This is a genomic window from Lonepinella sp. BR2474, assembly GCF_051851555.1.
Classification (GTDB): domain Bacteria; phylum Pseudomonadota; class Gammaproteobacteria; order Enterobacterales; family Pasteurellaceae; genus Lonepinella.
The window spans coordinates 1-23,492 of sequence record NZ_JBPDVH010000010.1; the positions used below are offsets into that span (position 1 = coordinate 1).

The 23,492-nt window shown below is 42.0% G+C and carries 24 protein-coding genes and 4 tRNA genes; 7 read left to right on the forward strand and 21 right to left on the reverse strand.

What is annotated here, in order from left to right; all coding sequences use genetic code 11:
- Window positions 1-4 precede the first annotated feature (4 nt).
- The 16 genes from ACTG7Q_RS10005 to rne form a co-directional block, all read right to left on the reverse strand.
- Window positions 5-80: transfer RNA gene (locus tag ACTG7Q_RS10005), tRNA-Lys, on the reverse strand.
- Between the two features lie 218 nt (window positions 81-298).
- Entirely contained in the window at window positions 299-763 is a 465-nt protein-coding gene (pal, locus tag ACTG7Q_RS10010; RefSeq protein WP_439243398.1) for a peptidoglycan-associated lipoprotein Pal, read from the reverse strand.
- A gap of 32 nt (window positions 764-795) precedes the next feature.
- Complete coding sequence (tolB, locus tag ACTG7Q_RS10015) at window positions 796-2,079, reverse strand: Tol-Pal system beta propeller repeat protein TolB (RefSeq protein WP_439243531.1); 1,284 nt, start codon at window positions 2,077-2,079, stop codon at window positions 796-798.
- A 73-nt stretch (window positions 2,080-2,152) separates the two neighbouring features.
- A complete protein-coding gene (tolA, locus tag ACTG7Q_RS10020; RefSeq protein WP_439243400.1) occupies window positions 2,153-3,328 on the reverse strand; it encodes a cell envelope integrity protein TolA in 1,176 nt (391 codons plus the stop codon).
- 15 nt (window positions 3,329-3,343) lie between these two features.
- The gene (gene tolR, locus ACTG7Q_RS10025; RefSeq protein ID WP_439243402.1) at window positions 3,344-3,769 is read right to left on the reverse strand and encodes a colicin uptake protein TolR; all 426 of its coding nucleotides are present in this window, start codon (window positions 3,767-3,769) and stop codon (window positions 3,344-3,346) included.
- Between the two features lie 83 nt (window positions 3,770-3,852).
- A complete protein-coding gene (tolQ, locus tag ACTG7Q_RS10030; protein WP_439243404.1) occupies window positions 3,853-4,536 on the reverse strand; it encodes a protein TolQ in 684 nt (227 codons plus the stop codon).
- 16 nt (window positions 4,537-4,552) lie between these two features.
- On the reverse strand, window positions 4,553-4,951 hold the full coding sequence (ybgC, locus tag ACTG7Q_RS10035) for a tol-pal system-associated acyl-CoA thioesterase (protein WP_439243406.1): 399 nt from the start codon (window positions 4,949-4,951) through the stop codon (window positions 4,553-4,555).
- Between the two features lie 151 nt (window positions 4,952-5,102).
- The gene (gene murA, locus ACTG7Q_RS10040) at window positions 5,103-6,377 is read right to left on the reverse strand and encodes a UDP-N-acetylglucosamine 1-carboxyvinyltransferase (RefSeq protein WP_439243409.1); all 1,275 of its coding nucleotides are present in this window, start codon (window positions 6,375-6,377) and stop codon (window positions 5,103-5,105) included.
- Between the two features lie 10 nt (window positions 6,378-6,387).
- Window positions 6,388-6,645, reverse strand: a complete 258-nt coding sequence (locus tag ACTG7Q_RS10045) for a BolA family protein (protein WP_439243412.1) — start codon at window positions 6,643-6,645, stop codon at window positions 6,388-6,390.
- A 19-nt stretch (window positions 6,646-6,664) separates the two neighbouring features.
- Window positions 6,665-7,009 carry an STAS domain-containing protein gene (locus ACTG7Q_RS10050; protein ID WP_439243415.1) on the reverse strand — a complete coding sequence of 115 codons (345 nt, stop codon included), beginning with the start codon at window positions 7,007-7,009 and terminating at the stop codon, window positions 6,665-6,667.
- Window positions 7,010-7,017: 8 nt separating this feature from the next.
- The gene (mlaC, locus tag ACTG7Q_RS10055) at window positions 7,018-7,647 is read right to left on the reverse strand and encodes a phospholipid-binding protein MlaC (RefSeq protein WP_439243418.1); all 630 of its coding nucleotides are present in this window, start codon (window positions 7,645-7,647) and stop codon (window positions 7,018-7,020) included.
- A 35-nt stretch (window positions 7,648-7,682) separates the two neighbouring features.
- Window positions 7,683-8,189, reverse strand: coding sequence for an outer membrane lipid asymmetry maintenance protein MlaD (mlaD, locus tag ACTG7Q_RS10060; protein ID WP_439243421.1), 507 nt, complete (start codon window positions 8,187-8,189; stop codon window positions 7,683-7,685).
- A 32-nt stretch (window positions 8,190-8,221) separates the two neighbouring features.
- The gene (gene mlaE / locus ACTG7Q_RS10065) at window positions 8,222-9,001 is read right to left on the reverse strand and encodes a lipid asymmetry maintenance ABC transporter permease subunit MlaE (protein WP_439243424.1); all 780 of its coding nucleotides are present in this window, start codon (window positions 8,999-9,001) and stop codon (window positions 8,222-8,224) included.
- The gene (locus tag ACTG7Q_RS10070) at window positions 8,998-9,795 is read right to left on the reverse strand and encodes an ATP-binding cassette domain-containing protein (protein WP_439243427.1); all 798 of its coding nucleotides are present in this window, start codon (window positions 9,793-9,795) and stop codon (window positions 8,998-9,000) included. The genes mlaE and ACTG7Q_RS10070 overlap by 4 nt, the downstream gene beginning before the upstream one ends.
- 90 nt (window positions 9,796-9,885) lie before the next feature.
- Window positions 9,886-11,235, reverse strand: coding sequence for an exodeoxyribonuclease VII large subunit (xseA, locus tag ACTG7Q_RS10075; RefSeq protein ID WP_439243430.1), 1,350 nt, complete (start codon window positions 11,233-11,235; stop codon window positions 9,886-9,888).
- Window positions 11,236-11,291: 56 nt separating this feature from the next.
- Window positions 11,292-14,201, reverse strand: coding sequence for a ribonuclease E (rne, locus tag ACTG7Q_RS10080; RefSeq protein WP_439243433.1), 2,910 nt, complete (start codon window positions 14,199-14,201; stop codon window positions 11,292-11,294).
- A gap of 405 nt (window positions 14,202-14,606) precedes the next feature.
- Between rne and rluC the strand changes: the two genes are divergently transcribed.
- On the forward strand, window positions 14,607-15,578 hold the full coding sequence (rluC, locus tag ACTG7Q_RS10085) for a 23S rRNA pseudouridine(955/2504/2580) synthase RluC (RefSeq protein ID WP_439243436.1): 972 nt from the start codon (window positions 14,607-14,609) through the stop codon (window positions 15,576-15,578).
- Window positions 15,575-16,111 (forward strand): hypothetical protein, encoded by a 537-nt coding sequence (locus tag ACTG7Q_RS10090; RefSeq protein WP_439243439.1) that lies wholly within the window; start codon window positions 15,575-15,577, stop codon window positions 16,109-16,111. Before rluC ends, ACTG7Q_RS10090 begins: the two co-directional genes overlap by 4 nt.
- A 36-nt stretch (window positions 16,112-16,147) precedes the next feature.
- Here ACTG7Q_RS10090 and trxA read toward each other — a convergent pair whose 3' ends face one another.
- Both trxA and ACTG7Q_RS10100 read right to left on the reverse strand, forming a co-directional pair.
- Window positions 16,148-16,471, reverse strand: a complete 324-nt coding sequence (gene trxA, locus ACTG7Q_RS10095) for a thioredoxin (RefSeq protein ID WP_439243442.1) — start codon at window positions 16,469-16,471, stop codon at window positions 16,148-16,150.
- Between the two features lie 128 nt (window positions 16,472-16,599).
- Entirely contained in the window at window positions 16,600-17,712 is a 1,113-nt protein-coding gene (locus tag ACTG7Q_RS10100; RefSeq protein WP_439243445.1) for a methionine biosynthesis PLP-dependent protein, read from the reverse strand.
- A gap of 254 nt (window positions 17,713-17,966) precedes the next feature.
- Here ACTG7Q_RS10100 and ACTG7Q_RS10105 point away from each other — a divergent pair.
- The 3 genes from ACTG7Q_RS10105 (at window position 17,967) to ACTG7Q_RS10115 (ending at window position 18,301) form a co-directional block, all read left to right on the forward strand.
- Window positions 17,967-18,042 (forward strand) — tRNA-Gly (locus tag ACTG7Q_RS10105).
- Window positions 18,043-18,076: 34 nt separating this feature from the next.
- Window positions 18,077-18,163, forward strand: a tRNA-Leu gene (locus ACTG7Q_RS10110).
- A 64-nt stretch (window positions 18,164-18,227) separates the two neighbouring features.
- Window positions 18,228-18,301 (forward strand) — tRNA-Cys (locus ACTG7Q_RS10115).
- Window positions 18,302-18,404: 103 nt separating this feature from the next.
- Here ACTG7Q_RS10115 and ACTG7Q_RS10120 read toward each other — a convergent pair.
- Both ACTG7Q_RS10120 and ACTG7Q_RS10125 read right to left on the reverse strand, forming a co-directional pair.
- Window positions 18,405-19,667: an HlyC/CorC family transporter gene (locus ACTG7Q_RS10120; RefSeq protein WP_439243534.1), complete on the reverse strand. Its 1,263-nt coding sequence runs from the start codon at window positions 19,665-19,667 to the stop codon at window positions 18,405-18,407.
- Window positions 19,668-19,747: 80 nt separating this feature from the next.
- Window positions 19,748-20,509 carry a cytochrome C assembly family protein gene (locus tag ACTG7Q_RS10125; RefSeq protein WP_439243537.1) on the reverse strand — a complete coding sequence of 254 codons (762 nt, stop codon included), beginning with the start codon at window positions 20,507-20,509 and terminating at the stop codon, window positions 19,748-19,750.
- A gap of 174 nt (window positions 20,510-20,683) precedes the next feature.
- Here ACTG7Q_RS10125 and ffh point away from each other — a divergent pair, with 174 nt between their 5' ends.
- Window positions 20,684-22,081 carry a signal recognition particle protein gene (gene ffh, locus ACTG7Q_RS10130; RefSeq protein ID WP_439243448.1) on the forward strand — a complete coding sequence of 466 codons (1,398 nt, stop codon included), beginning with the start codon at window positions 20,684-20,686 and terminating at the stop codon, window positions 22,079-22,081.
- 182 nt (window positions 22,082-22,263) lie between these two features.
- Window positions 22,264-22,728 carry a surface-adhesin E family protein gene (locus ACTG7Q_RS10135; RefSeq protein WP_439243451.1) on the forward strand — a complete coding sequence of 155 codons (465 nt, stop codon included), beginning with the start codon at window positions 22,264-22,266 and terminating at the stop codon, window positions 22,726-22,728.
- A 64-nt stretch (window positions 22,729-22,792) separates the two neighbouring features.
- Here the strand turns inward: ACTG7Q_RS10135 and ACTG7Q_RS10140 are convergent, their stop codons facing one another.
- Entirely contained in the window at window positions 22,793-23,413 is a 621-nt protein-coding gene (locus tag ACTG7Q_RS10140; protein WP_439243454.1) for a biliverdin-producing heme oxygenase, read from the reverse strand.
- Window positions 23,414-23,492 lie beyond the last annotated feature (79 nt).

A 23,492-nucleotide genomic window follows, 5' to 3' on the forward strand; every position in this document is an offset into this window, starting at 1 on the left:
TAAGTGGTGGGCCGTGAAGGATTCGAACCTTCGACAAACGGATTAAAAGTCCGCTGCTCTACCGACTGAGCTAACGGCCCACTGATTAGCTGATGGCAATTATGCCAAACAACGAGTGCATATATTACGGATTTAAATTTAATAATCAATAGTTATTTTAAATTTTTAATCTGTTTGCATGAATACTCACCAATCTGAGTGAAATACTTGAGAATAATCAAACGATTTCGGACTGCTGACATAAAACAGGCCTTATAAACTAAGGCCTGTTTCGTCAAACTATAAAATACGTTTTAAATTAGTATTCTAATACTGCACGACGGTTTTTGCTGTATGCAGCTTCGTTGTGACCCGCTACTGCTGGTTTTTCTTCACCGTAAGAAACTGTTGATACGCTTGCGCCTTTCGCTGCTAAGTAAGATTTCACAGCATCTGCACGACGTTGACCTAATGCAATGTTGTACTCTGGTGTACCACGTTCATCAGCGTGACCAGATACAGTGATGTTTGCTTTAGACGCATTTAAGTATTGTGCGTGTGCATCTAACAGTTGTTGGTATTCACCTTCAACTGAATAGCTATCAAATCCGAAATAAACAGTGTTATAACGAGTTTGTAAATCTTGAACAGATAAACCGCCGTAAGTTTGAGCAGCATCTGCATTTGCGTTTGCACCAGCCATACCGCTCGCATCGTTGTTTGATGAGCTACATGCTGCTAATGCTAATACTGGGGCAACTAACAATAATTTTGCTAATTTCATTTAATGTTTTCTCCTTAGAGTTTTTACTTTTGTTACTTTGTTAAATAGGGTGACCAAGCAGGAAATTTCACTTGTCCGTCACTTCCTGGCAACCGTGCTTTAAAGCGTCCGTCTGCAGATACTAATTGTAGCACCTTTCCTAAGCCTTGGGTAGAGCTATAAATAATCATAATTCCATTTGGTGAAATACTTGGACTTTCATCAAGGAACGTTGAACTTAAGGTATCAATTTTCCCTGTTACAAGGTCTTTTTTAATCACATGATCGCCTGAAATCATAACCATGGTTTTACCATCAGCACTGACTTGTCCGCTATAACTTTTGCCACCTGAACCTACTAATGATGCACCACCACCGGAGGCACTCATTGAGTAAACTTGAGGCGAACCGCCTCGGTCGGAGGTAAACAAGATACGTCCATCTGGCGTCCAGCTCGGCTCTGTATTATTGCCTGCACCGCTCGTCAATTTAGTAGGTTGTCCACCATTCGAACCCATTACATAGATGTTTAGCTGGCCGTCTTGGTTAGAGGCAAAAGCTAAACGACTACCGTCTGGTGAGAATGCAGGGGCGCCATTGTGTCCTGGGAATGACGCCACCACTTTTCTGGCACCAGAACCTAAATCCTGTACCACAAGTTGTGATTTTTTGTTTTCAAAAGAAACATACGCTAAACGTTTACCGTCTGGTGACCATGCCGGTGACATCATCGGCTCTGAACTACGGTTAACCACAAATTGATTGAAACCATCGTAGTCTGCTACACGCACTTCATAAGGTTGTGAACCACCATTTTTTTGTACCACATAAGCAATACGTGTTCTAAATGCACCTTTAATGGCGGTGATTTTTTCAAACACCTCATCACTCACCGTGTGTGCGCCAAAACGAATGAATTTTGCTGTCACGGTGAAAGAGTTTTGTGCTAATACTGCACCCGCTGAACCTGACGCACCAATAGTATCCACTAACTGATATGCGATATTATAACCGCCACCTGTGGCTGTCACTTGTCCAACCACTATAGCATCCACCCCTAAAGATGCCCACGCATCAGGTGTCACTTCAGAAGCTGAACCCGGTTGTTGTGGCATTTGGCTCACGGCAACAGGGTTAAATTTTCCACTATTACGTAAATCATCAGAAATAATTTTGGCAATATCTTCTGGCACCGAGCCATTGGTTTTGAATGGTACGACCGCAATCGGTCTGGCACCCTCAACACCCTCGTCAATCACAATACGCACTTCGTCATCAGCTTGTGCTGTGCTTAATGCGAAAAAGAATACGGCAAATACACTCAATAATTGAGCCATTAATTTGCGAGCTACTAATTTCATCATCCCACCTTATGGTTAATGTTGGTTAATGTTACTTTCCTAAAAATCGTTATTTTAAGTCAAAATCAATCGTTGGATTTTTATATTTATTATAAACTTCGTCACTCGGTGCTGCTGGCACTTTCTTGGTTCTTGCAACTGCGCTTAATGCGGCAGCACAGATATCATCAGGCCCCGAGACACGCTGATAACCTAATATGGTACCATCACGTGCTAACTGAATTTTAATACTACATACTTTTCCTGCAAAGCTAGGATCTTTAATAAAGCGACGCTTGATTTCTTTTTTAATCACTCCCGCATATTGATCACCGACTTTACCACCGTCACCTGCACCGAGTGCCGCCCCTGAACCTTGGCTACCACCTTTGTTGGCATTGCCCCCTTTTGAGGCGCTGCCACCACCGATATCACCACCGTTCAAGAAATTATCTAATGCGGCTTGCTTGGCTTTTGCGTCCGCTTTAGCTTTCGCATCTGCTTTTGCCTTGGCGTCTGCTTTGGCTTTCGCATCCGCTTTCGCTTTTGCCTCTGCCTCAGCTTTGGCTTTTGCGTCTTTTTCAGCTTTCTCCTTAGCCTCTTTCTCGGCTTTGGCTTTTGCCTCTTTTTCCGCTTTTTCTTTCTCTGCCTTTTCTTTGGCAGCCTGTGCGGCTTTCTCTTTCGCTACTTTCTCTTGAGCGGCTTTCGCTTTGGCCTCTTCTTCCGCCTGTTTAGCTGCTGCGGCCAAACGTTTTGCCTCAGCGTCGGCTTTCAATTTAACCGCCTCAGCCTCTTTTTTCGCTTTCGCCTCGGCCTCTTGTTTGGCTTTTTCTAACGCCTCTTGTTTAGCCTTTTGCTGTTCTAGTTGTTTTTGGCGTTGTTGTTCTTTTTGTTGTTCTTTCAGTTGCTCACGTTTTTGTTGCTCAAGTTTCTCTTGCTCAATTTTTTTCTCGTCAACCACTGGCTTCGGTTCAGGTTCTGGCTTTTCAATCACTTCTTCAGGTTCTTTCTTGGCTTTTTCTGCCTGCCCTTTTTTCTGTTGCTGAATACGCCCCCATTCCTGTGCGGCTGCCCCCGTATCGACCATGACCGCACCGATCATATCGCCATCACCTTCGCCCCCGCCCATCACTTCAAGCGGATGATAAACCAGTGAACTCAAAATTAACAAACCGAACAAAATGCTATGCAATATCACTGAAATCAGTAACGCATTGGTTTCTTTCTTTTGTCGATTATTTCTCACAATCTATCCTACTGCCTAAATGGGATCCGTCATTAAACCAACCGATTTAATGCCAGCTAAATGAAGTAAATTCAATGCTTTAATCACTTCTTCATAAGGCACATCATTGGCCCCACCGATTAAAAACATGGTATTAGGATCTTTCTCAAATTCCTGCTTGGTCATTTGCGTCACCATTTCTTCAGTCAGTCCCTCGGAACGTTCTCCCGCAATGGAAATCGCATATTGCCCCACACCCGCAACCTCTAAAATCACAGGGACTTTATCTTCATTGGATACCGACTGCGTTTCAACGGCATCGGGTAAATCTACTTGCACACTTTGGCTGATAATCGGTGCAGTAGCCATAAAAATTAACACTAAAACTAATAATACGTCCAAAAATGGCACAATATTAATTTCAGATTTAATCGCTTTTTCTCTACGACGGCGGTAAGCCATATAAACCTCTAAAACGTCATTCAAATCAACCGCACTTTACCTGTTAATCTCAAAAAGTGCGGTGTAAAATCTCTTTATTTTGCTTAGTTTTTAGCAAATACTTGGCGTTGCAAAATCGTGGTAAATTCATCAATAAAGTTACCATAATTTTGCTCCAATTTGTTGACACGTAAACTTAAACGGTTATAAGCCATCACCGCAGGAATCGCAGCAAATAAACCAATGGCCGTCGCAATCAAGGCCTCAGCGATCCCCGGTGCAACCATTTGTAAGGTCGCTTGTTTGGCACCACTTAACGCCATAAAGGCGTGCATAATTCCCCAAACAGTACCAAATAAACCAATGTAAGGACTAACCGACGCTACGGTGGCTAGAAATGGGACTCGAGTTTCGAGATCTTCAATTTCACGGTTCATGGCTAAATTCATGGCTCGGGTGCTACCCATCATAATCGCCTCTGGTGCATCTGGGTTCACCTGTTTTAAACGGGCAAATTCTTTAAAGCCTGCATAAAAAATTTGCTCACTGCCCGTCATGGCCATATCACGACGATTTTCTAAACCATCATAAAGTTTAGTTAAGTCTTCACCAGACCAAAAACGATCTTCAAAGGCCGTGGAATCTTTTAATGCTTTAGTTAGCACACGGCTACGTTGAATAATAATTGCCCACGAGACAATCGAGAACATAATTAAAATAAAAATTACAATTTGAACGACGATACTCGCCTTTAGAAATAAATCTAAAAAGTTCAATTCAGCAGTCATTGCATAGCTCCGAAAATTATTGACTAAATGCGGCTTTGACTTCCTTTGGAAGTGCCACAGGTTTCATTTTGCCTAGATCAACACAGGCTACTTTCACAGTAGCCACGCTTAATACTTGATTTTCTCGTTTCAGGCATTGCGAGAAAAAAATCGTCGCCCCTTTCATTTGTTCTATTTTGGTTTCCACCATCAACGAATCATCTAATTTAGCCGGAAGCAAGTAATCAATCGACATGGATTTGACTACAAAAGCAATCCCCTGTTCCGTTAATAAATGTTGCTGTGAAAAATGCAAAGAGCGTAAAAATTCTGTTCTTGCTCGTTCGTAAAAATGCAGATAACGAGCATGGTAAACCACGCCACCTGCATCGGTATCTTCATAATATACCCGAACGGGAAATTGAAAAATGTGCATATTAACAGAAATCCTTGTTCGGTTTATTTTTAGTACAAAAAACTGGCGTATTTTAGAACGTTCAATAATGATACGCAAGCAATTAATAAGTGCGGTGAAAAATTTTATGTTTTTTCACCGCACTTTATTGAACCCAATAAATTATTTGCCTTTATTCTTCTGAATTTTCAGAAAAACGCTCAATTTTTGCGCCTAATCCACGTAGTTTTTGCTCAATATGTTCGTAACCCCGATCGATATGATAAATCCGATCCACAATGGTTTCACCCGAGGCAATACAACCCGCCAATACTAAACTGATAGACGCCCGTAAATCAGTCGCCATCACTTGCGCACCAGAAAGGTGTTCCACCCCATGAATTAAGGCAGTATTCCCCTCAATTTCGCCTTTTGCCCCCATGCGGATTAATTCTGGCACGTGCATAAAACGGTTTTCAAAAATAGTTTCAGTAATTTTACTGGTCCCCTCGGCAACCGCATTTAATAAGGTAAATTGCGCTTGCATATCGGTTGGAAAACCGGGGTGTGGCATAGTGCGAATATTCACCGCTTTTGGACGTTGTCCCAAACTATCTAAAGTAATGGTATCTTCTGTGACATCCACTTGCATACCCGCTTCACGTAATTTTTCAATCACCGCTTCAAGGGTATCGGCTTTGGTACCCACACATTGAATACGGCCTCCCGACACGGCAGCAGCGATCAAAAATGTACCGGTTTCAATACGATCTGGCACAATACTGTGTTCACAACCGGTTAAACGCTCAACGCCATCAATGGTGATCGTATCGGAACCTAAACCTGTAATTCTGGCCCCCATCTTATTGAGGAAAACCCCCGTATCCACCACTTCGGGTTCACGTGCAGCATTTTCAATTACCGTGGTGCCTGTGGCTAAGGTTGCCGCCATCATCACCGACAAGGTTGCTCCCACGCTGACTTTATCCATGTAAACTTTGGCACCGAATAAACGACCACGCACACTGGCTTTAACATAACCCTCGTCAAGTTCAATGCTGGCACCCATTTTTTCTAACCCTGCAATGTGCATATCTACGGGTCTAGCACCAATGGTACAACCGCCAGGGAGAGAAACTTGTCCCTCATGAAAACGCGTCAATAACGGCGCTAATGCCCAAATTGAGGCGCGCATGGTTTTCACCAATTCATATGGTGCCACATAATGATTGATTTGACTCGCATCAATTAATACGGCCTTATCTGCATCACGTTCTACGTTCACCCCTAATTTACGCAAAATTTTAAAGGTGGTATCCACGTCTTTTAATTCGGGTACATTGGTTAATTTCACCGGTTCTTCAGCCAAAATGGCCGCAAAAAGAATCGGCAAAGCGGCATTTTTCGCACCTGAAATCTGTACGCTACCGTTTAAACGAGATTGGCCATAAACACGAAATTTTTGCATCAGTTTTTCCTTAATTCATTGAGTTTAAGAGGCGATCACGTTTCCATTTTTCCACGGTGTACGTTTTAATGGTTAACGCATGAATTTCACCTGTGGTGAAATAGTCCATTAATGGCGCATAAATGGTTTGTTGTTGCTTAACACGAGATAATGCGGCAATGTCATTATCCACCACAATCACGCCAAAATGGGCATTTTCGCCTTGTGCATAGACTTCAGAAAGATTCAGTTTTTCTTTCAAAATCTCTTCAATTTTTTTCGGTTCCATAGTTTTCCAATCTAATTAATTATTTTGTTATCAATGGGTTGAGCCAATCATTTAAATTAAATAAATCTGCCAATGTCAATAATTGCTCTGGGACATTGATTAAGGTCATGTTGTTATGTGATGACATCACTTTTTTACAATAGGCGATCAAATCACATAATAAGGCAAATCCCGCACTGTCAATACGATGAATCAGTGCGAGATCCCATTGAATATTGTTGTCAGCCAGTTGCTTTTCTGATAAAAAAGCGAAACGTTGTTGCCATAATGGCAACAACGTATCACGAGATAACTCTCCAACAAGTTGGAGCGTTATTCTATCATTATTTTTTTCAGCCGACCATTGTAGTTTTTCAGCTTGCATAATCAATATTATTTTTTAATCGTCACAGGTACAGACGCAGCTTTTAATACTTGAGCGGTTAACGCATCAATACCGTCTTTACGTAAAATATTGCTCCATTCTTGTTTTTTGGTTTCTACCATACTCACCCCCTCGGCTGCCATGTCGTACACTTGCCATTGACCAGATTTGCTGTTTTTACGCCATTGGAACGTTAAATTCACGGGTTGGCTTTGAATTAATTTCACTTTTACGCTCGCTTGGCTGTCACCATTTAATTGAGCGGGTTGTACTTGGATTTCTTGGCCTGTGTATAAGGTCAAGGCTTGCGCATAAGCCTGTTCAATAAATTGATCAAAGGCGGCGAAGAATTTTTCACGTTGTTCTGGTGTGGTCGATTTAAAATATTGACCTAACACTAAAGAACCCGCATAGTTCACATGCACATAAGACATTAAATCTTGGCGCACAATGGATTTTAATACATTGGGATTGGCTTTAATTTCTGCATTTTTTGCTTTTAAATCCGCAAATAAGGTATTGGCGGCTTTTTGGGTTAATTCATAAGGCCCGTCTGCGGCCATCACTTGCTGTACAGCAAAAAGTGCGGTTGCAATCACAACCATTTTTGAGAACCATTGTTTAATTTGAATTTTCATAAAAACTCCTATTGAAATTGCTTTCCTAAACTTATTTATTGAACCGTTGGCGTTTCCGCTGTGGATTCTTCTTTTTTATCTTTATCGCCGTATAAGAATTGGCCGATAAGATCTTCTAATACCATGGCAGATTTGGTATCCGCCACTTTGCTACCCTCTTTTAACATCGGGGTTTCACCATCATCAAATCCGACACTTAAGGAAATATATTGTTCACCCAATAAACCCGAGGTTTTAATCGATAATGAACTGTTATCTGGGATCTGATTGTAATCCTCATTGACCGCAATAGTCACTTGCGGTAAATAGGTTTGATCATCCAGTGAAATATTGGTCACTCGTCCAATCACCACGCCGCCCACTTTTAATGGTGCCCGCACTTTAAGACCGCCAATATTATCAAAAGTTGCCGTGATATGATAAGATTTTTGTTCACCAAAACCTTGCACATTGGCCACTTTTAAGCCCATAAAAACCAAAGCTCCAATACCGAGTAATAAAAATAAACCTACCCAGAATTCATATTTAATTGTTTGTCGCATAATTGTATACCTAATAAAAAATCAATTTAACCTTAACCGCCGAACATCATGGCCGTTAAGACAAAGTCTAACCCTAATACCAGTAATGACGCATTCACTACCGTTTTCGTTGTAGATTGGCTAATGCCCTCCGAAGTCGGGATGCAATCATAACCATTGAATAATGCAATCCACACCACGGCAAAAGCAAAAACAAGGCTTTTAATAAAGCCATACCACAAATCCTGCACGGAAACTGCATTTTGCATGACTGACCAAAAACTGCCGTCATCAATACCTTTCCAATCCACGCCAACTAACGCACCACCAATCACCCCAACTGCGGTGAATAATACGGCTAAAATTGGCATGGAAATAATGCCGCCCCAAAAACGTGGTGCAATCACACGACGTAAGGGATCCACAGCCATCATTTCAAGGCTAGAAAGCTGTTCCGTGGCTTTCATCAAACCAATTTCGGCGGTTAAAGCAGAACCCGCTCGCCCTGCAAATAACAAGGCGGTCACCACAGGACCCAATTCACGCAATAAGGATAACGCCACTAACTGTCCCACATTGGCCTCGGCGGCAAAGTCCACCAACACCACATAGCCTTGCAAGCCCAATACCATACCGATAAAAAAGCCCGAGAGCAAAATAATCAGCAAAGACTGCACGCCTAGAACATGTAACTGTTTGATTAATAATGGCGCATGTTTACGAAATTGTGGTTTACCAACCAACGCTCCCCACAACATAAACCCCGACCGCCCTAAGGCACGCACGGAATGTATCACCGTGGCACCCAGTGCGGAGATCAATTTCACGATCATTTAAATAAATCCTCCACCCTGTCATTGGCAGGAAAATGGAAATGTACCGGTCCATCTTCTTGCCCTTGGATAAATTGCACCACTTGTGGATCAGTACTTTTTAATAAAATATCCGGCGTGCCTTCCGCAATCACTCGCTTATCTGCAATAATATAAGCATAATCTGCGATACTTAACACTTCTTGCACATCATGAGAAACCACGATAGAGGTCAAATTCAAGGCCTCATTCAGCCGTTTGATTAAGCTAATAATCACGCCCATACTAATCGGATCTTGTCCGGTAAAGGGTTCATCATACATAATCAAATCAGGATCCAAAGCAATGGTACGAGCCAATGCTGCACGACGTGCCATGCCACCTGAAAGTTCTGACGGCATTAGCTCTGCCGCACCTCGTAAACCGACGGACTCCAATTTCATCAACACAATTTTACGAATTAATTCTTCGGGTAACCGAGTATGCTCACGAATCGGATAAGCCACGTTATCAAAGGTTGACATGTCGGTAAACAATGCCCCCGATTGAAACAGCATGCCCATTCGCTGACGTGCTTTATAGAGTTGACTGTTCGACATTTTACAAATATCGTCACCGTCAAATAAAATCTCGCCTTGCTCAGGGGTAAGCTGTCCACCGATTAACTTTAATAAGGTGGTTTTACCAATTCCCGACGGCCCCATAATGGCCGTAATTTTGCCCTCGGCAAAGCGCAAATTGAGATTGTCGTAAATAGTACGCTCACCCCGTTTAAACGTGAGATGTTTCACTTCAATTAGTGCTTTCTCCGTCATTTCATTTTCCATTCCATTTTTTCATTCTGTTATCTTATTCAAATTTGTTCGTGTTTGGACTATTAACTTTTCAATTAGTTCAGTAGACAGCTATTTTGCCTCATTTGGTTTGACCGTCACTTGTGTGATCTCACTTAAAATGGTGCCATCTGAAACAATGGTTTGTATGCGTTGACCTATACCCACTTGTTGCACGGACACAATCGCTTTTCCTTGTGCATTTTCTGCAATGGCGTAACCTCGTGCCAACACTTTCAACGGACTCAAACTGTCCATTTTGCCACAGCAATGGGCTAAACGCTGCTGTTTCTGGCGTAAATTATGTTTTAACGCCAAATTTAACCGCACATTTAATTGCTGAATATGCTGTTGTTGCTTTTGCAAGCGATAAGGCACGGGATTATTATCCAAACGTCGGCAAAGTGCGGTGAAATTATCCCGTTTTTTTCCCAAACAATGTTGCATAGCTCTGGCTAATCGTTGGGTTAATTGTGCCGTTTGCTGTTGTTGCAAGGCTAATCTAGCTTGCGGATGCTGATGTTGCAAACGCATTTGCAAATGGCGCAGTTGCTGATATTTTTGTTCAAATAAGCGATCCAATGCCCGATCTAAGCGTTGCTGCTGATCGGTTAATTGCTGTAATAATTGCCCCTGATCACGGCTCACCAATTCCGCTGCGGCAGAGGGCGTCGGCGCACGCAAATCTGCCACAAAATCGGCAATCGTCACATCGGTTTCATGCCCCACAGCACTGATAATCGGCAAGCGAGAGTGAAAAATAGCCCGTGCCACGGGTTCCGTATTAAAACACCATAAATCTTCCAATGAACCGCCACCCCGTCCGACGATCAGCACATCCACTTCTTGGCGTTGATTGGCTAGCTCAATCATTTTCACAATTTCTGCGGTGGCCTCTTTGCCTTGTACTTGGGTCGGATAAATGACCACATATAAACTGGGATCACGGCGTTTTAAAATTTGTAAAATATCTTGTAACGCCGCACCTGTCGCCGAAGTCACCACGCCCACCGACTGACAAAAGTGCGGTAGCTTTTTCTTCAAATGTTGAGCAAACAAGCCCTCGGCGGCTAACTGCATTTTCAACTGTTCAAACTGTTGTTGTAATAGCCCATCACCGGCGGGTTGCATACTCTCTAAAATCAACTGATAATCGCCACGAGGCTCATACAAACTAACGCCCGCTCGAACCAAGACTTGCATGCCATTTTGTGGTCGAAAATTGACCCGTTGCGTTTTCATCCGCCACATGGCGCAACGTACTTGCGCATGTTCATCTTTTAAGGTCAGATACCAATGCCCCGAGACGGGTTGCGTAAAATTGGAAATTTCCCCCGACAACCAAATGGCGCCAAACTGCCCCTCAAGGCTATTTCGCACTGCGCTATTGAGTTGTGTCACCGAGTAAATATTCTGTTGCATACTGAATTTCCATAAAAAATCCGATGAATATCATCGGATTTTCATTGTTTACATGTTTATTCCGCTGCGGCTTTGGTTGGTTCGCTAAACACATGGCTTACCGCACAATGATGACCCGCCGAACCTTTGCCGTGGAAATAATAACGGCTGTCTTTCCATTGCACAATCTCATAAGCCGGATTTAATTCTGCACTGGCTTGAGCTAAGGTCATCTCGGCTTTCACATGCTGCACCGCAGACACCGTACCTAGTCGTCCTGTAAACTGATAAGCACGAGCCGTTTTTTCAACAACCTCGACAGGTTTCACCGCTTGCTCCGTAACTACTGGAGCTACCGCTGTTTCAGCTTGTGCGGCTTGTTCTTCTAGGATACGTTGTTCTTCATTTAAACGTTCCAAAGATTGCTGTACTTTTTTCTCAACGGCTTCATTAGCAGGCTGCGTCACAAAACCTAAAGGCTGGCTGGCGACTTTTTCTTCCTTAGCCACTAATGGAATCACTGGCACAACGTCCTCAGTTACGGCTGACTGACCTTGCTGTTGTAACAATTCATCCACCGATAAGAAATTATTTTCTTTAACTTTTTGCACCGCACTATAATCAATGCACACTTTACCACTGGCTAATTCTGGCGAGGCCACCGCAGCAAATAACGGCATTGGTGAGGAATTTTCTTGACGGCGACGACGTTGATTGTTCACCCGTAAATGACGAGGTAAACGACGGTTATTGTTACGCTCACGACGCTCATTTTGCGGTGCAGCATTTTCCGTCACGTTTGCTACGTTTTCCGTTGCTAGCGCAGAGGTCAAGGTGCTTTCCACCACGCTTTCCGTGACTTTTTCCGCCACAGGTTGCGTTATCGGCTCGGCCAATGGCGCAATATGCGTATTTTCTACAACCGTTTCATTTGCCTCTTGACCAATTCGTACACGTTTACGCACATCACGACGTTCTCGACGTTGACGAACAGGGGCTTTTTCTTCTGTCGCCTCTGCAATGGTCACATTGGCTTGTTTTTCAACGCTATTCGCTACAAGGCTCGTGTCCTCAACTTGCGTTTTACGGACGTTACGGCGATTATTGCGTTCTGGACGAGAAGAGGTTGTTTTTTCGCTTAGCGCCTCTTCATTCGGCTTGGTCGTTGTATTACGTTCCGTACGCTCATTGCGTGGTTTACGGTTATTACGACGATCATTACGAGGCTGACGTTGGCGAGTGTTTACCGGTTTTTCTTCTGGTGCCGGTTCACTGCTAAATAACCCTTTGAAACCTGCCCACAAACGTGCAAAGAATGATGGTTTAACTTCTGCTTTAGTTTCAACAATCGGCGCAGCCTCTGAAATGGTCATAGACAAGGCTGCCATTTCTGCCACATTTTCACTGGCGGAGGTGTCGGTACTGTTCGCCGTCGAACTGGTTTCCGCTAGCGTATAAATGTCTTCTTTATCTTCGTATAATTTGGCTAAATTATAACTTAATATACCTGCATCTTCGCCATCACGAGAGCGCACCACTTTAAAGTGCGGGGTTTCCATGGCTTGATTTGGTGCTACCACCACATCCACATCATGACGTTTTTCAATACTTTGAATCGCTTGACGTTTTTCGTTTAATAAATAAGAGGCGATTTCCACCGGCACAATACATTGCACTTGTTTTGAATTTTCTTTTAAGGCCTCTTCTTCGATTAAACGCAAGATAGAAAGGGATAAACTTTCATTATCACGCACTTTACCCGTGCCTTGGCAACGTGGGCAAATATGATGTGAAGATTCACCTAAAGATGGGCTTAAACGCTGACGTGACATTTCCAACAAGCCAAAACGAGAAATCCGGCTAATTTGGATTCTAGCACGATCTTGACGCACCGCATCACGAATGCGATTTTCCACTTCACGTTGGTGACGAATCGGGGTCATATCAATAAAGTCAATCACCACTAAACCGCCTAAGTCACGCAAGCGTAATTGACGAGCAATTTCATCCGCTGCCTCTAAGTTGGTATTTAAAGCGGTTTCTTCAATATCGCCGCCACGAGTTGAACGAGCGGAGTTAATATCAATGGCAATCAAGGCCTCAGTGGCATCAATTACGATGGAACCACCTGATGGCAAACGCACTTCACGTTGGAATGCAGATTCAATTTGTGATTCAATTTGATAATGACTGAATAACGGCACTTCGCCTTGGTACAATTTAATGCGATTTAAGAAATCAGGGCGAACGAGCTTGATATGGGCTTTGGCTTTCTCAAACACTTTCGGACTGTCTACCAAGATTTCGCCGATATCACGACGCAAATAATCACGGATCGCACGCACGATCACATCACTTTCTTGGTGAATTAAAAACGGTGCAGGGCGACTTTTTGCTACGGTTTGAATAGCATCCCAATGATGCAACAAGACTTTCAAGTCCCATTGTAATTCTTCAGGCGATTTGCCTACCCCAGCGGTACGCACAATTAAACCCACGCCATCTGGCACATCCAATGAACTCAAGGCATCTTTTAATTCAAGGCGTTCATCGCCCTCAATACGGCGAGAAATCCCGCCCGCTCTTGGGTTATTTGGCATGATCACTAAATAACTACCGGCCAGTGAAACAAACGTGGTTAAGGCGGCGCCTTTATTACCTCGTTCTTCTTTGTTCACTTGCACAATGACTTCTTGCCCCTCTTTAATCACATCCTTGATGTTCGGGCGGCCGTTATAGCTATAACCGGCAGGAAAATATTCACGGGCAATTTCTTTTAACGGTAAGAAACCGTGACGGTCAGCGCCATAATCTACAAAGGCGGCCTCCAAACTCGGTTCTACACGGGTAATTTTCCCTTTGTAAATATTGGCTTTTTTTTGTTCGTGACCTGGACTTTCAATGTCCAAATCAAATAAGCGTTGTCCATCGACTAACGCAACACGCAACTCTTCTTTTTGAGTCGCATTGATTAACATTCTTTTCATTGTAAAAATTTTCTCATTTTTATTTTAATAAATTCGATTAAAACACACCGCACTTTGCTCATTTGAATAAATTTCAAGCAAAAATTTCCGCAATCGACCTCGTGTTTTTCGTCCTATGTCTGTCATCTCGACTGTCAAAGACTGGGTGCATTGATTGGGTTATCCAAAATTTGTGTCTAAAACCACAGGATAAATCGGCGTAATAATCACATATTTCGTTAAAAATTAATGTCTTATGTCTAAACCGCATTAATTGATAAATTAACAAAACTTCATTAATTTTGCCTAGGCAAAATCTGTATTATTATGGACGTAATACCGCTTTTTAGCAAGGTATTTCAGCAATTTTAATTATTTGTTAATTATGTTAAAATCCGACTAATTTTTCCTGAAAAACACAATTTTATGACAAACCAACCCAACGCTATTATTAATTCCTCCGTCAAAATGCTCGATATTTCGGCTGATGAGGCGGGGCAACGTATCGACAACTATTTATTAACCAAGCTCAAAGGTGTGCCAAAAAGCCTGATTTATCGTATTGTGCGAAAAGGCGAAGTGCGAGTAAATAAGGGGCGCATTAAACCAGAATATAAATTACAAGCGGGTGATGTGGTGCGAGTGCCGCCTGTGCGAGTATCAGAAAAAGCTCAAGCGCCGATTTCTACCAAACTGAATAAGGTGGCGCAATTAGAAAGCCAAATTATTTTTGAGGACGATTGTTTATTGGTGATCAATAAACCCTCAGGCATTGCCGTACATGGCGGCAGTGGCTTAAGTTTTGGGGTGATTGAGGGCTTGCGTGCATTGCGTCCAGAGGCCAGATTTCTGGAATTAGTCCATCGTATCGACCGAGATACGTCGGGGATTTTATTAGTGGCAAAAAAACGCTCTGCCTTACGCAATTTACATGAACAGTTACGCATTAAAACCGTGCAAAAAGACTACTTGGCCTTGGTGCGTGGACAATGGCAATCCCATGTAAAAGTGGTTCAAGCCCCGTTACTCAAAAATGAATTGGCGAGCGGTGAACGCATTGTCAAAGTGAGCGAACAAGGCAAACCAAGTGAAACCCGTTTTAGTATTGAAGAACGTTATGCCAATGCGACCTTAGTCAAAGCCTCTCCGGTCACAGGGCGAACCCATCAAATTCGGGTGCATACCTTGCATGCAGGCCACCCTATTGCCTTAGATGATAAATACGGGGATAAAAAATTTGACGAAGAAATGACCGCACTTGGGTTAGATCGTTTATTTTTACATGCCTTTAATATTCGTTTTGAACATCCAAAAACAGGGGAAACCTTGCAATTAACCGCCCCGTTAGATAAAAATATGAAAACGATTTTGCAAAAATTACGAGAACAAAGCCAATGAAAATCAATAAATTATATGGATTATGCTTAATCACACTCTCCTCATTGACACTCCCCACCTTGGCAAGTGCGGTGGAAAATCCTGTTGTTTTGCCGAGCGACATTATCGGCGAATGGACATGTCAAATTTTCTATCCCCATTTAGGCGTGGAATCATTGGATCAATTTGATTTTCAAGCGGATGGCACATCACTAGGCATCGGGATAATAAATTTCCAAAAAACTTTTACTTATGAAAGCCACCATACAGGACATTGGGAACTGAAAGGAAATATGTTGTCAGAAACCAGTACCAACTATGTTTTTGGCAAAATTCATTCCAAAGAAACGGAACAAAAGCTCAAAAACAGTCCTGAATTAAACGAATTTGAACAAAAAATCTTTCAGACATTTACTCAAAACGCCAACGACGGAAAACCTGTGAATATTGAAATCACTGAATTGAAAGGCAATAAAATGCGGATTAACCATGTATGGGATAACCAAGAACGCCATGCGGGATTATGCGTGAAAAAAACAAAAGAGAACAGCTAAACAAAAACGCCTAGCATCCGCTAGGCGTTTTCAAGATTATAATGCTTGATTAACAAATGAGGCTAATTGTGTTTTTGGCACCGCACCCACTTGCGTAGCTAGCACTTTGCCCTCTTTGAATAAAAGCAACGTTGGAATCCCACGCACACCAAATTGTGCTGGTGTTCCTTGGTTATCGTCAATGTTCATTTTTACAATTTTGACTTTATCACCATATTCTTTAGCAAGATCTTCCAAAATCGGGCCAACCATACGACAAGGACCACACCAAGGCGCCCAAAAATCTAATAATACAGGTACATCTGAATTTAACACATCTGCTTCAAATGACGCATCGGTTACATGTAATACATCTGCCATTTTTCATTCCTTTTTTAAGAGTATAAATTTGAAATCATTTCAGGGCGATACCCTAAAGCTGAAAATATCATAACACAGCTATAAAATTATCACCCTTTATTTAATCAATCATTTCCATTTGTAAAACCTTACTTACAACAAGCCACCAATGCTTGACGCAAATCTTGTTTAATATCTTCGACATCTTCTAGCCCCACGGAGAAACGCAATAAGCGATTACACACGCCACGAGCAATTCGCTCCGCCTCGGGAATATCCATATGGGTTTGGGTAGCGGGATAAGTAATAAAACTTTCCGTTCCGCCAAGACTTTCCGCAAAGGTAATCAATTTCATGGCTTTTAAGAAAGGATTGACCCAATTTTCATCTTGCAAACGGAACGACAACATCCCGCCTTTGTTAGAATACAATACATCGGTAATTTGCGGTTGTTGACGTAAAAATTCGGCAATTTCCCGTGCATTTTGCTGATGACGTTGCATACGTAATGACAGCGTTTTCAAGCCACGAATGGTTAACCAAGAATCAAACGGCGACAACACAGCGCCTGCCCCATTTTGGATATAGAACAAACGGTCACATAATTCCTGACCTTTTGCCACAATCAAGCCCGCTAACACATCATTATGACCCGCAATATATTTGGTGCCACTGTAAATCGTCACGTCCGCTCCATCTTCCATTGGACGATAAAGCATTGGGGTTAAAAAGGTATTATCCACAATTAATAACAAATTATGTTTTTTGGCGACTTTTGCAATCGCTGCCACGTCGCATTCTTCCATTAATGGATTAGAGGGGGTTTCCACAAAAATGGCTTTGGTATGAGGAGTAATGGCTGCCTCAATGGCACTGACTTCCGCCGTATTCACATACACGGGTTTCACGCCATGGTTATTTTTATAACAAAAATCCAATAACCGATAGGTACCGCCGTACACATCACTGGACACCAGCCATTCATCCGGCGCCTTAAATAAACTCATTAACACCTGAATCGCCGCCATGCCCGAGGCAAGCGCAAACCCCGCATCACCGCCGTCTAATTTCGCCATGGTTTCTTCTAATACCACTCGGGTCGGGTTTTTGGTGCGAGTATAATCAAACCCCGTACTTTCACCAATGCCATGATGGCCATAAGCCGTTGAAAGAAAAATCGGTGTGGACACCGCACCGGTACGAGGATCCGTACGATTCCCCGCCTGTGCCAAAATCGTCTCTAACGCATAGTCTGTTGTCATGTATTCACCTAAAATATGTTGTAAAAATCATGGCAAACATTCTGACATAAAGTGCGGTGTGATTAAAGCAGATTTTTTGATTTTCTTCGGTGCATCTTTCGAGCGATTTCTACTAAAATTGACTGATTTTTAACAAGCCTGTATTTTTTTTCGGCAAACAATCGTTTTTTCAAGATTATTTCAAAATTCCTGTTGACATCAATACAGATTTCCGTAAAATGCACCCTCGTTGACAGCGTAATGCTGAGAACAAAGCGGGAATAGCTCAGTTGGTAGAGCACGACCTTGCCAAGGTCGGGGTCGCGAGTTCGAGCCTCGTTTCCCGCTCCAATTTAAACCTAGCAAAAGTTAGGAAATGCGTTTAGCCCGAGTGGCGGAATCGGTAGACGCAAGGGATTTAAAATCCCTCGCCTTTCGGGGCGTGCCAGTTCAAGTCTGGCCTCGGGCACCATTTTAAACACTAGGTTAAGAAATAGCACCGCAAGGTGTTTTTTTATATCTAAAATCACTTCTATGGCGTGTTAGCAAAGCGGTTATGCACTGGATTGCAAATCCATGTAGCTCGGTTCGACTCCGGGACACGCCTCCATTTTATCCCTTAAACCAAACATATGATTGCTCAACTTTATTTCTTTAAATAAAAAAGCGACAAGTATATCCTCATCGCTTTCATTTTATCTTTTACATAGGCATTAAGTCAGTTTTTCAACCCTCGCCTGTTTCACCATATTATCCGCCACTTCTAACACCGTGACTTTCAGGCCGTTCAATTCAAATTCTGCCCCCTCGTCGGGAATATCTTCCAAATGTTCCAAAATCAAGCCATTAAATGTGCGAGCCTCATCGGTGTCTAAATTCCAATCGAATAATTTATTTAAATCACGAATATTGGTAGATCCCTCAATGAGAATGGATCCATCCGATTGAGCGGTGACTTCTTCTTCAATAGAGGGCGCAGTTGAGGTGGTAAACTCACCGACAATTTCTTCCAAAATATCTTCAAGGGTGACTAAACCTTTAATGTCCCCATATTCATCCACCACTAAGCCAACACGTTCTTTATTATTACGGAAATTCAATAATTGAGCGGTCAATGCGGTGCCCTCTGGGATAAAATAAATCTCATCCACAGCTCGAATTAGGGTTTCTTTGGTGAATTCGTTTTTATCTAACATCAAGCGGTAGGCCTCTCGCACTCGCAAAATACCTAGCACATTTTCGTCCATATTGCCTTTATACAACACCACTCGGCTATGAGCGGCATGATTTAACTGACGCATAATGGACTTCCAATCATCATCAATATCAATCCCTGCAATATCATTGCGTGGCACCATAATATCGTCCACCGAGACTTCTTCTAAATCGAGAATTGACAGCAACATTTCTTGGTGGGCAGAGGGAATAAATTTGCCACTTTCATTCACAATAGAACGCAATTCTTCCGCATTAATATGATTGCCTTTGACCTCTGTTTTCAAGCCGGTGATCTTAATTAAGGCTTTAATAATCAGATTCATCAAAAACACTAACGGCGTAAATAATTTCATTAATGGCGAAAGCAAATGACTGGATAAAAAGGCGACTTTTTCCGGATAAAGGGCTGCCACGGTTTTTGGATAGATTTCCGCAAACACCAACATCACAAAAGTCAACGCTCCCGTGGCAATCGCCACCCCTGCATCACCATATAGACGCATACCAATAATGGTGGCTAAGGCGGAGGCGGAAATATTGACAAGATTATTACAAATTAAAATCAAGCTAAGGAGTTTATCGGTTTTTTTCAGCAAATTTTCCGCTTTTTTGGCACCTTTATGCCCTTTTTCCGCTAAATAACGCATGCGGTAACGGTTGGCGGATAACAAGCCTGTTTCCGAACTGGAAAAATACCCTGAAAGGATTAATAAAATGAAAAGAATAATAAATAAGGTACTAAGGGGAATACTGTCCAAAGGTTGTTCCTTGTGTTCGTTCATCAAATAAGTGCGGTGAAAAATCTCGTTTTTTTATACCGCACTTCCAATTTTCTCACTTATGCTGGGAAAAATTTGCTGCCAAAATAAGCAATCGTCAGCAATATCATACCTGAGATCGTAAAAATGATCATTCTTTTTCCACGCCAATGCCATTTCCAATGCCCAACCAATGGGATACCAAAAGCAATCCAAGCAAATAGCGAAAACACGGCTTTATGAATATTGCTTAACTGCAACGCATGCAATAAATGATAGGTGCCAGTGCATAAGATAATGGTTAATAAAATTTCACCACTTAACATCACTCGGAAAAAATGGCGTTCTACCAACATTAACGGCGGTAAATCAGATGACGGCAAGGCTTTTTTACGTTTTAAATGACGATCCAACCACGCAATTTGCATGCTGTACAACATAGCGATAAAACAGACCGCATAAGCTAACATGGAAATCAGAATATGGAGCAATAAATTAACCTGTAAATGCACAATTTGGCTCGGGATAAATTCCGTCATTAACAAATTAATCAAAGCAAAAGCATACACAATCGGTGACACAAATGCCAAGGTACGCACATTCCAGAGCATGGGTACCGTGCTTAACAAGGCAATAAAAAAACTCATTAAGGAACTGACTTCAAGTAAAGAAATATCGGCACCTAACGTCAAGTGTGTAAATAGTTCAGAAAAACTTAAATAATGACAAATCACCGCTAAAAAGGCGGTGCATAAAAACAACGTTCTTTTCGGTTTGATTTGCCCATCAATTTTCAGCAACATCGGCATAATCAGCAAGATATTGAAACTGTAAAACAGCATGGCAAAAATAGCATACGGCGGTGTTGTCAATTTATTTCGTCCTTTGTTTGTGCAAAATAATGATTCATTTTAACCGTGCTAAATTGAAATATCAATTAGAGACTGCCTTTGCTAGTGAAAACAAGGAAATTCAGGTATAATCGGGTAAATTTTTTGTGAAAAAGAGAACGAAATATGTTTGAAAATTTATCCGACCGCCTGTCGAAAACCCTACGTAATATCACAGGGAAAGGGCGTTTAACCGAAGACAATATTAAAGATACCTTACGTGAAGTCCGCATGGCATTACTCGAGGCGGACGTTGCTTTGCCTGTGGTGCGTGAATTTATCAATAAAGTGAAAGAGCGTGCTATCGGTGAAGAAGTCAATAAAAGCCTGACACCCGGACAAGAATTTCTAAAAATCGTACAAAGTGAATTAGAAAGTGCCATGGGACAAGCCAACGAAGAATTAAATCTTGCTACCCAACCGCCAGCGGTCATTTTAATGGCGGGCTTACAAGGGGCGGGTAAAACCACTTCCGTCGGTAAATTAGCGAAATTTTTAAAAGAACGCCATAAGAAAAAAGTGTTAGTCGTGTCAGCTGACGTATATCGTCCGGCGGCGATTAAACAGCTTGAAACCTTAGCTCAATCTGTGGGCGTCGATTTCTTCCCCTCTGATGTCAAACAAAATCCAGTCGAAATTGCCAAAACAGCTAAAGCTGATGCGAAATTAAAATTCTATGATGTGTTAATCGTGGATACGGCAGGTCGCTTGCATGTTGACGGCGAGATGATGGAAGAAATTAAGCAAATTCACACCGCACTTGAACCGATTGAAACCCTGTTTACCGTGGATGCCATGACTGGGCAAGATGCTGCCAATACCGCCAAAGCCTTTAATGAAGCCTTGCCACTCACAGGGGTGATCTTAACCAAAGTAGATGGTGATGCTCGTGGTGGTGCAGCCTTATCTATTCGCCAAATTACAGGTAAACCGATTAAATTCTTAGGGGTAGGCGAAAAAACCGAGGCGTTAGAACCTTTCCATCCAGAACGTGTAGCGTCACGCATTTTAGGGATGGGTGATGTCCTTTCTTTAATCGAAGATTTACAACGTTCCGTTGACCAAGAAAAAGCCGAAAAAATGGCGAAGAAATTCAAAAAGGGCGATCAATTTACCCTTGAAGATTTCCGTGAGCAACTGATCGAAATGAAAAAAATGGGTGGTATGATGTCGATGTTAGACAAACTCCCAGGGGCCAAAAACTTGCCTGATCATGTTAAAAATCAAGTAGATGATAGAATGTTTATCAAAATGGAGGCGATCATCAATTCCATGACCTTAAAAGAACGAGCTAACCCCGACATTATCAAAGGCTCACGCCGTCGCCGTATTGCGTTAGGTTCAGGCACGCAAGTGCAAGATGTCAATAAATTACTCAAACAATTTGACGATATGCAACGCATGATGAAAAAAATGCGTAGTGGTGGCATGTCAAAAATGATGAAAGGCATGAAAGGCTTAATGGGCGGTGGCATGGGAGGACTGGGTGGTCTTGGCGGTTTAGGGGGGATGTTAAAACGCTAAATGCCTGTTCTCTCGGCTTAGAGTGCGGTGAAAAATCGACGAATTTTCTACCGCACTTTTCATTTATATGGATTTGTCCTACAATGAAAACAAATAAAAAAACGCCACATTTATGGGAAATGTGCCATAATAGACTGAAAAGTAGCATTGAATTTCTTACTACCTAGCACTAAGGAGATTATATGAAAAAAGTTATTTTATTACTCACTGCGTTTATCATCAGTGCTTGTAGCAATTCCGAAGAACGGCAAGCGTTAATTAACGGTGAACAACTGGACACCCCACAAAAAACTGAAGTCGGTTTTATTCGCTTGTCACAAAATTCGCAATATTATGTGGATACCTCTTCCATTTGGGTGGACAGTAGCAAAAATAATCTGATTAATTTCGACACGGTGATTAATTTACACATTGGACATCGCATTTTTGAAGATAAAAAACTGATGACCAAATCAGTACGCCAACACAAAGTGTTAGATTGTCAAACCAACACCATGAAACACACAGGATCGCATTTATATTCCGATTTCTGGGGTGAGGGAACGGTGTTCACGCCGAAAAAATATCGTGAACATCAAGTTAAACCACGTGATGGATCAACCCTTGGTACGGTGGCACAAGTGATGTGTGCGAATTTTTATCATTAATTGATGAATGATACACAAAAAGGGCAAGACATTTTTATGTACTTGCCCTTTCTCATGGGTTTAATTAAGGATGAAACGGCCCTTGATTCGGTGCCTCATAATTTTCAGGTAAACCAAAAATCTGACGGACAATCACCTTGTAGAATGCAAAGGCGTCTTTTGCTCCTTGAATGGCCTCATCTTCTGCTTGGGCGTCTAGGCCTAAATTATCCAAATACACTTTAAATTCACGCCAATGTTTACCTCGCCCATCAGGATGACCGGCTAAATGGCTTGCCCCATTTTCGGCATCAAAACTTAATCTTTTTTCGGCGGCTTTATATAAAAACGCCGCCCCAAGATTGGATCCCTCGGCACAATATAACCAACCGATTGAAGCATTGCCTTGCGGATGAGGTAAATTACCTTTAAATTCATAAGGTTCACTTTTTAACACCGCAAGATCTTTCAACACTCTATCATAGCGTGCCATATACTCTAATTCTGGGATTTTCTTATTGAGTTCAGGATCTTTATAAATATCATCTACAATCTTGTGGAACACGGATTGTAATTGTAAAAATTTCGCATAATTCTCATTATTCTTAAACGGTTCCACCGACATCACAAGATTATCTACACTATCATGTGTGGTACGGTTAGCGGCTTTTAAACGTTCAGAAAAGGTTTGTTGTTCTTGTGTCATAATACGTTTCCTATTGATTTTCAGATTATTTTCCGTCATTGAGATAAAAGTATCAGGAAACATAAATATACTATAATTG

Excerpts from the sequence above, each read along its gene's own strand:
- pal (WP_439243398.1), bottom strand. The coding sequence starts at position 763 with ATGAAATTAGCAAAATTATTGTTAGTTGCCCCAGTATTAGCATTAGCA.
- tolB (WP_439243531.1), bottom strand. The coding sequence starts at position 2,079 with ATGGCTCAATTATTGAGTGTATTTGCCGTATTCTTTTTCGCATTAAGC.
- tolR (WP_439243402.1), bottom strand. The coding sequence starts at position 3,769 with ATGGCTTACCGCCGTCGTAGAGAAAAAGCGATTAAATCTGAAATTAAT.
- tolQ (WP_439243404.1), bottom strand. The coding sequence starts at position 4,536 with ATGACTGCTGAATTGAACTTTTTAGATTTATTTCTAAAGGCGAGTATC.
- ybgC (WP_439243406.1), bottom strand. The coding sequence starts at position 4,951 with ATGCACATTTTTCAATTTCCCGTTCGGGTATATTATGAAGATACCGAT.
- murA (WP_439243409.1), bottom strand. The coding sequence starts at position 6,377 with ATGCAAAAATTTCGTGTTTATGGCCAATCTCGTTTAAACGGTAGCGTA.
- ACTG7Q_RS10045 (WP_439243412.1), bottom strand. The coding sequence starts at position 6,645 with ATGGAACCGAAAAAAATTGAAGAGATTTTGAAAGAAAAACTGAATCTT.
- ACTG7Q_RS10050 (WP_439243415.1), bottom strand. The coding sequence starts at position 7,009 with ATGCAAGCTGAAAAACTACAATGGTCGGCTGAAAAAAATAATGATAGA.
- mlaC (WP_439243418.1), bottom strand. The coding sequence starts at position 7,647 with ATGAAAATTCAAATTAAACAATGGTTCTCAAAAATGGTTGTGATTGCA.
- mlaD (WP_439243421.1), bottom strand. The coding sequence starts at position 8,189 with ATGCGACAAACAATTAAATATGAATTCTGGGTAGGTTTATTTTTATTA.
- mlaE (WP_439243424.1), bottom strand. The coding sequence starts at position 9,001 with ATGATCGTGAAATTGATCTCCGCACTGGGTGCCACGGTGATACATTCC.
- ACTG7Q_RS10070 (WP_439243427.1), bottom strand. The coding sequence starts at position 9,795 with ATGACGGAGAAAGCACTAATTGAAGTGAAACATCTCACGTTTAAACGG.
- xseA (WP_439243430.1), bottom strand. The coding sequence starts at position 11,235 with ATGCAACAGAATATTTACTCGGTGACACAACTCAATAGCGCAGTGCGA.
- rne (WP_439243433.1), bottom strand. The coding sequence starts at position 14,201 with ATGAAAAGAATGTTAATCAATGCGACTCAAAAAGAAGAGTTGCGTGTT.
- rluC (WP_439243436.1), top strand. The coding sequence starts at position 14,607 with ATGACAAACCAACCCAACGCTATTATTAATTCCTCCGTCAAAATGCTC.
- ACTG7Q_RS10090 (WP_439243439.1), top strand. The coding sequence starts at position 15,575 with ATGAAAATCAATAAATTATATGGATTATGCTTAATCACACTCTCCTCA.
- trxA (WP_439243442.1), bottom strand. The coding sequence starts at position 16,471 with ATGGCAGATGTATTACATGTAACCGATGCGTCATTTGAAGCAGATGTG.
- ACTG7Q_RS10100 (WP_439243445.1), bottom strand. The coding sequence starts at position 17,712 with ATGACAACAGACTATGCGTTAGAGACGATTTTGGCACAGGCGGGGAAT.
- ACTG7Q_RS10125 (WP_439243537.1), bottom strand. The coding sequence starts at position 20,509 with ATGCTGTTTTACAGTTTCAATATCTTGCTGATTATGCCGATGTTGCTG.
- ffh (WP_439243448.1), top strand. The coding sequence starts at position 20,684 with ATGTTTGAAAATTTATCCGACCGCCTGTCGAAAACCCTACGTAATATC.
- ACTG7Q_RS10135 (WP_439243451.1), top strand. The coding sequence starts at position 22,264 with ATGAAAAAAGTTATTTTATTACTCACTGCGTTTATCATCAGTGCTTGT.
- ACTG7Q_RS10140 (WP_439243454.1), bottom strand. The coding sequence starts at position 23,413 with ATGACACAAGAACAACAAACCTTTTCTGAACGTTTAAAAGCCGCTAAC.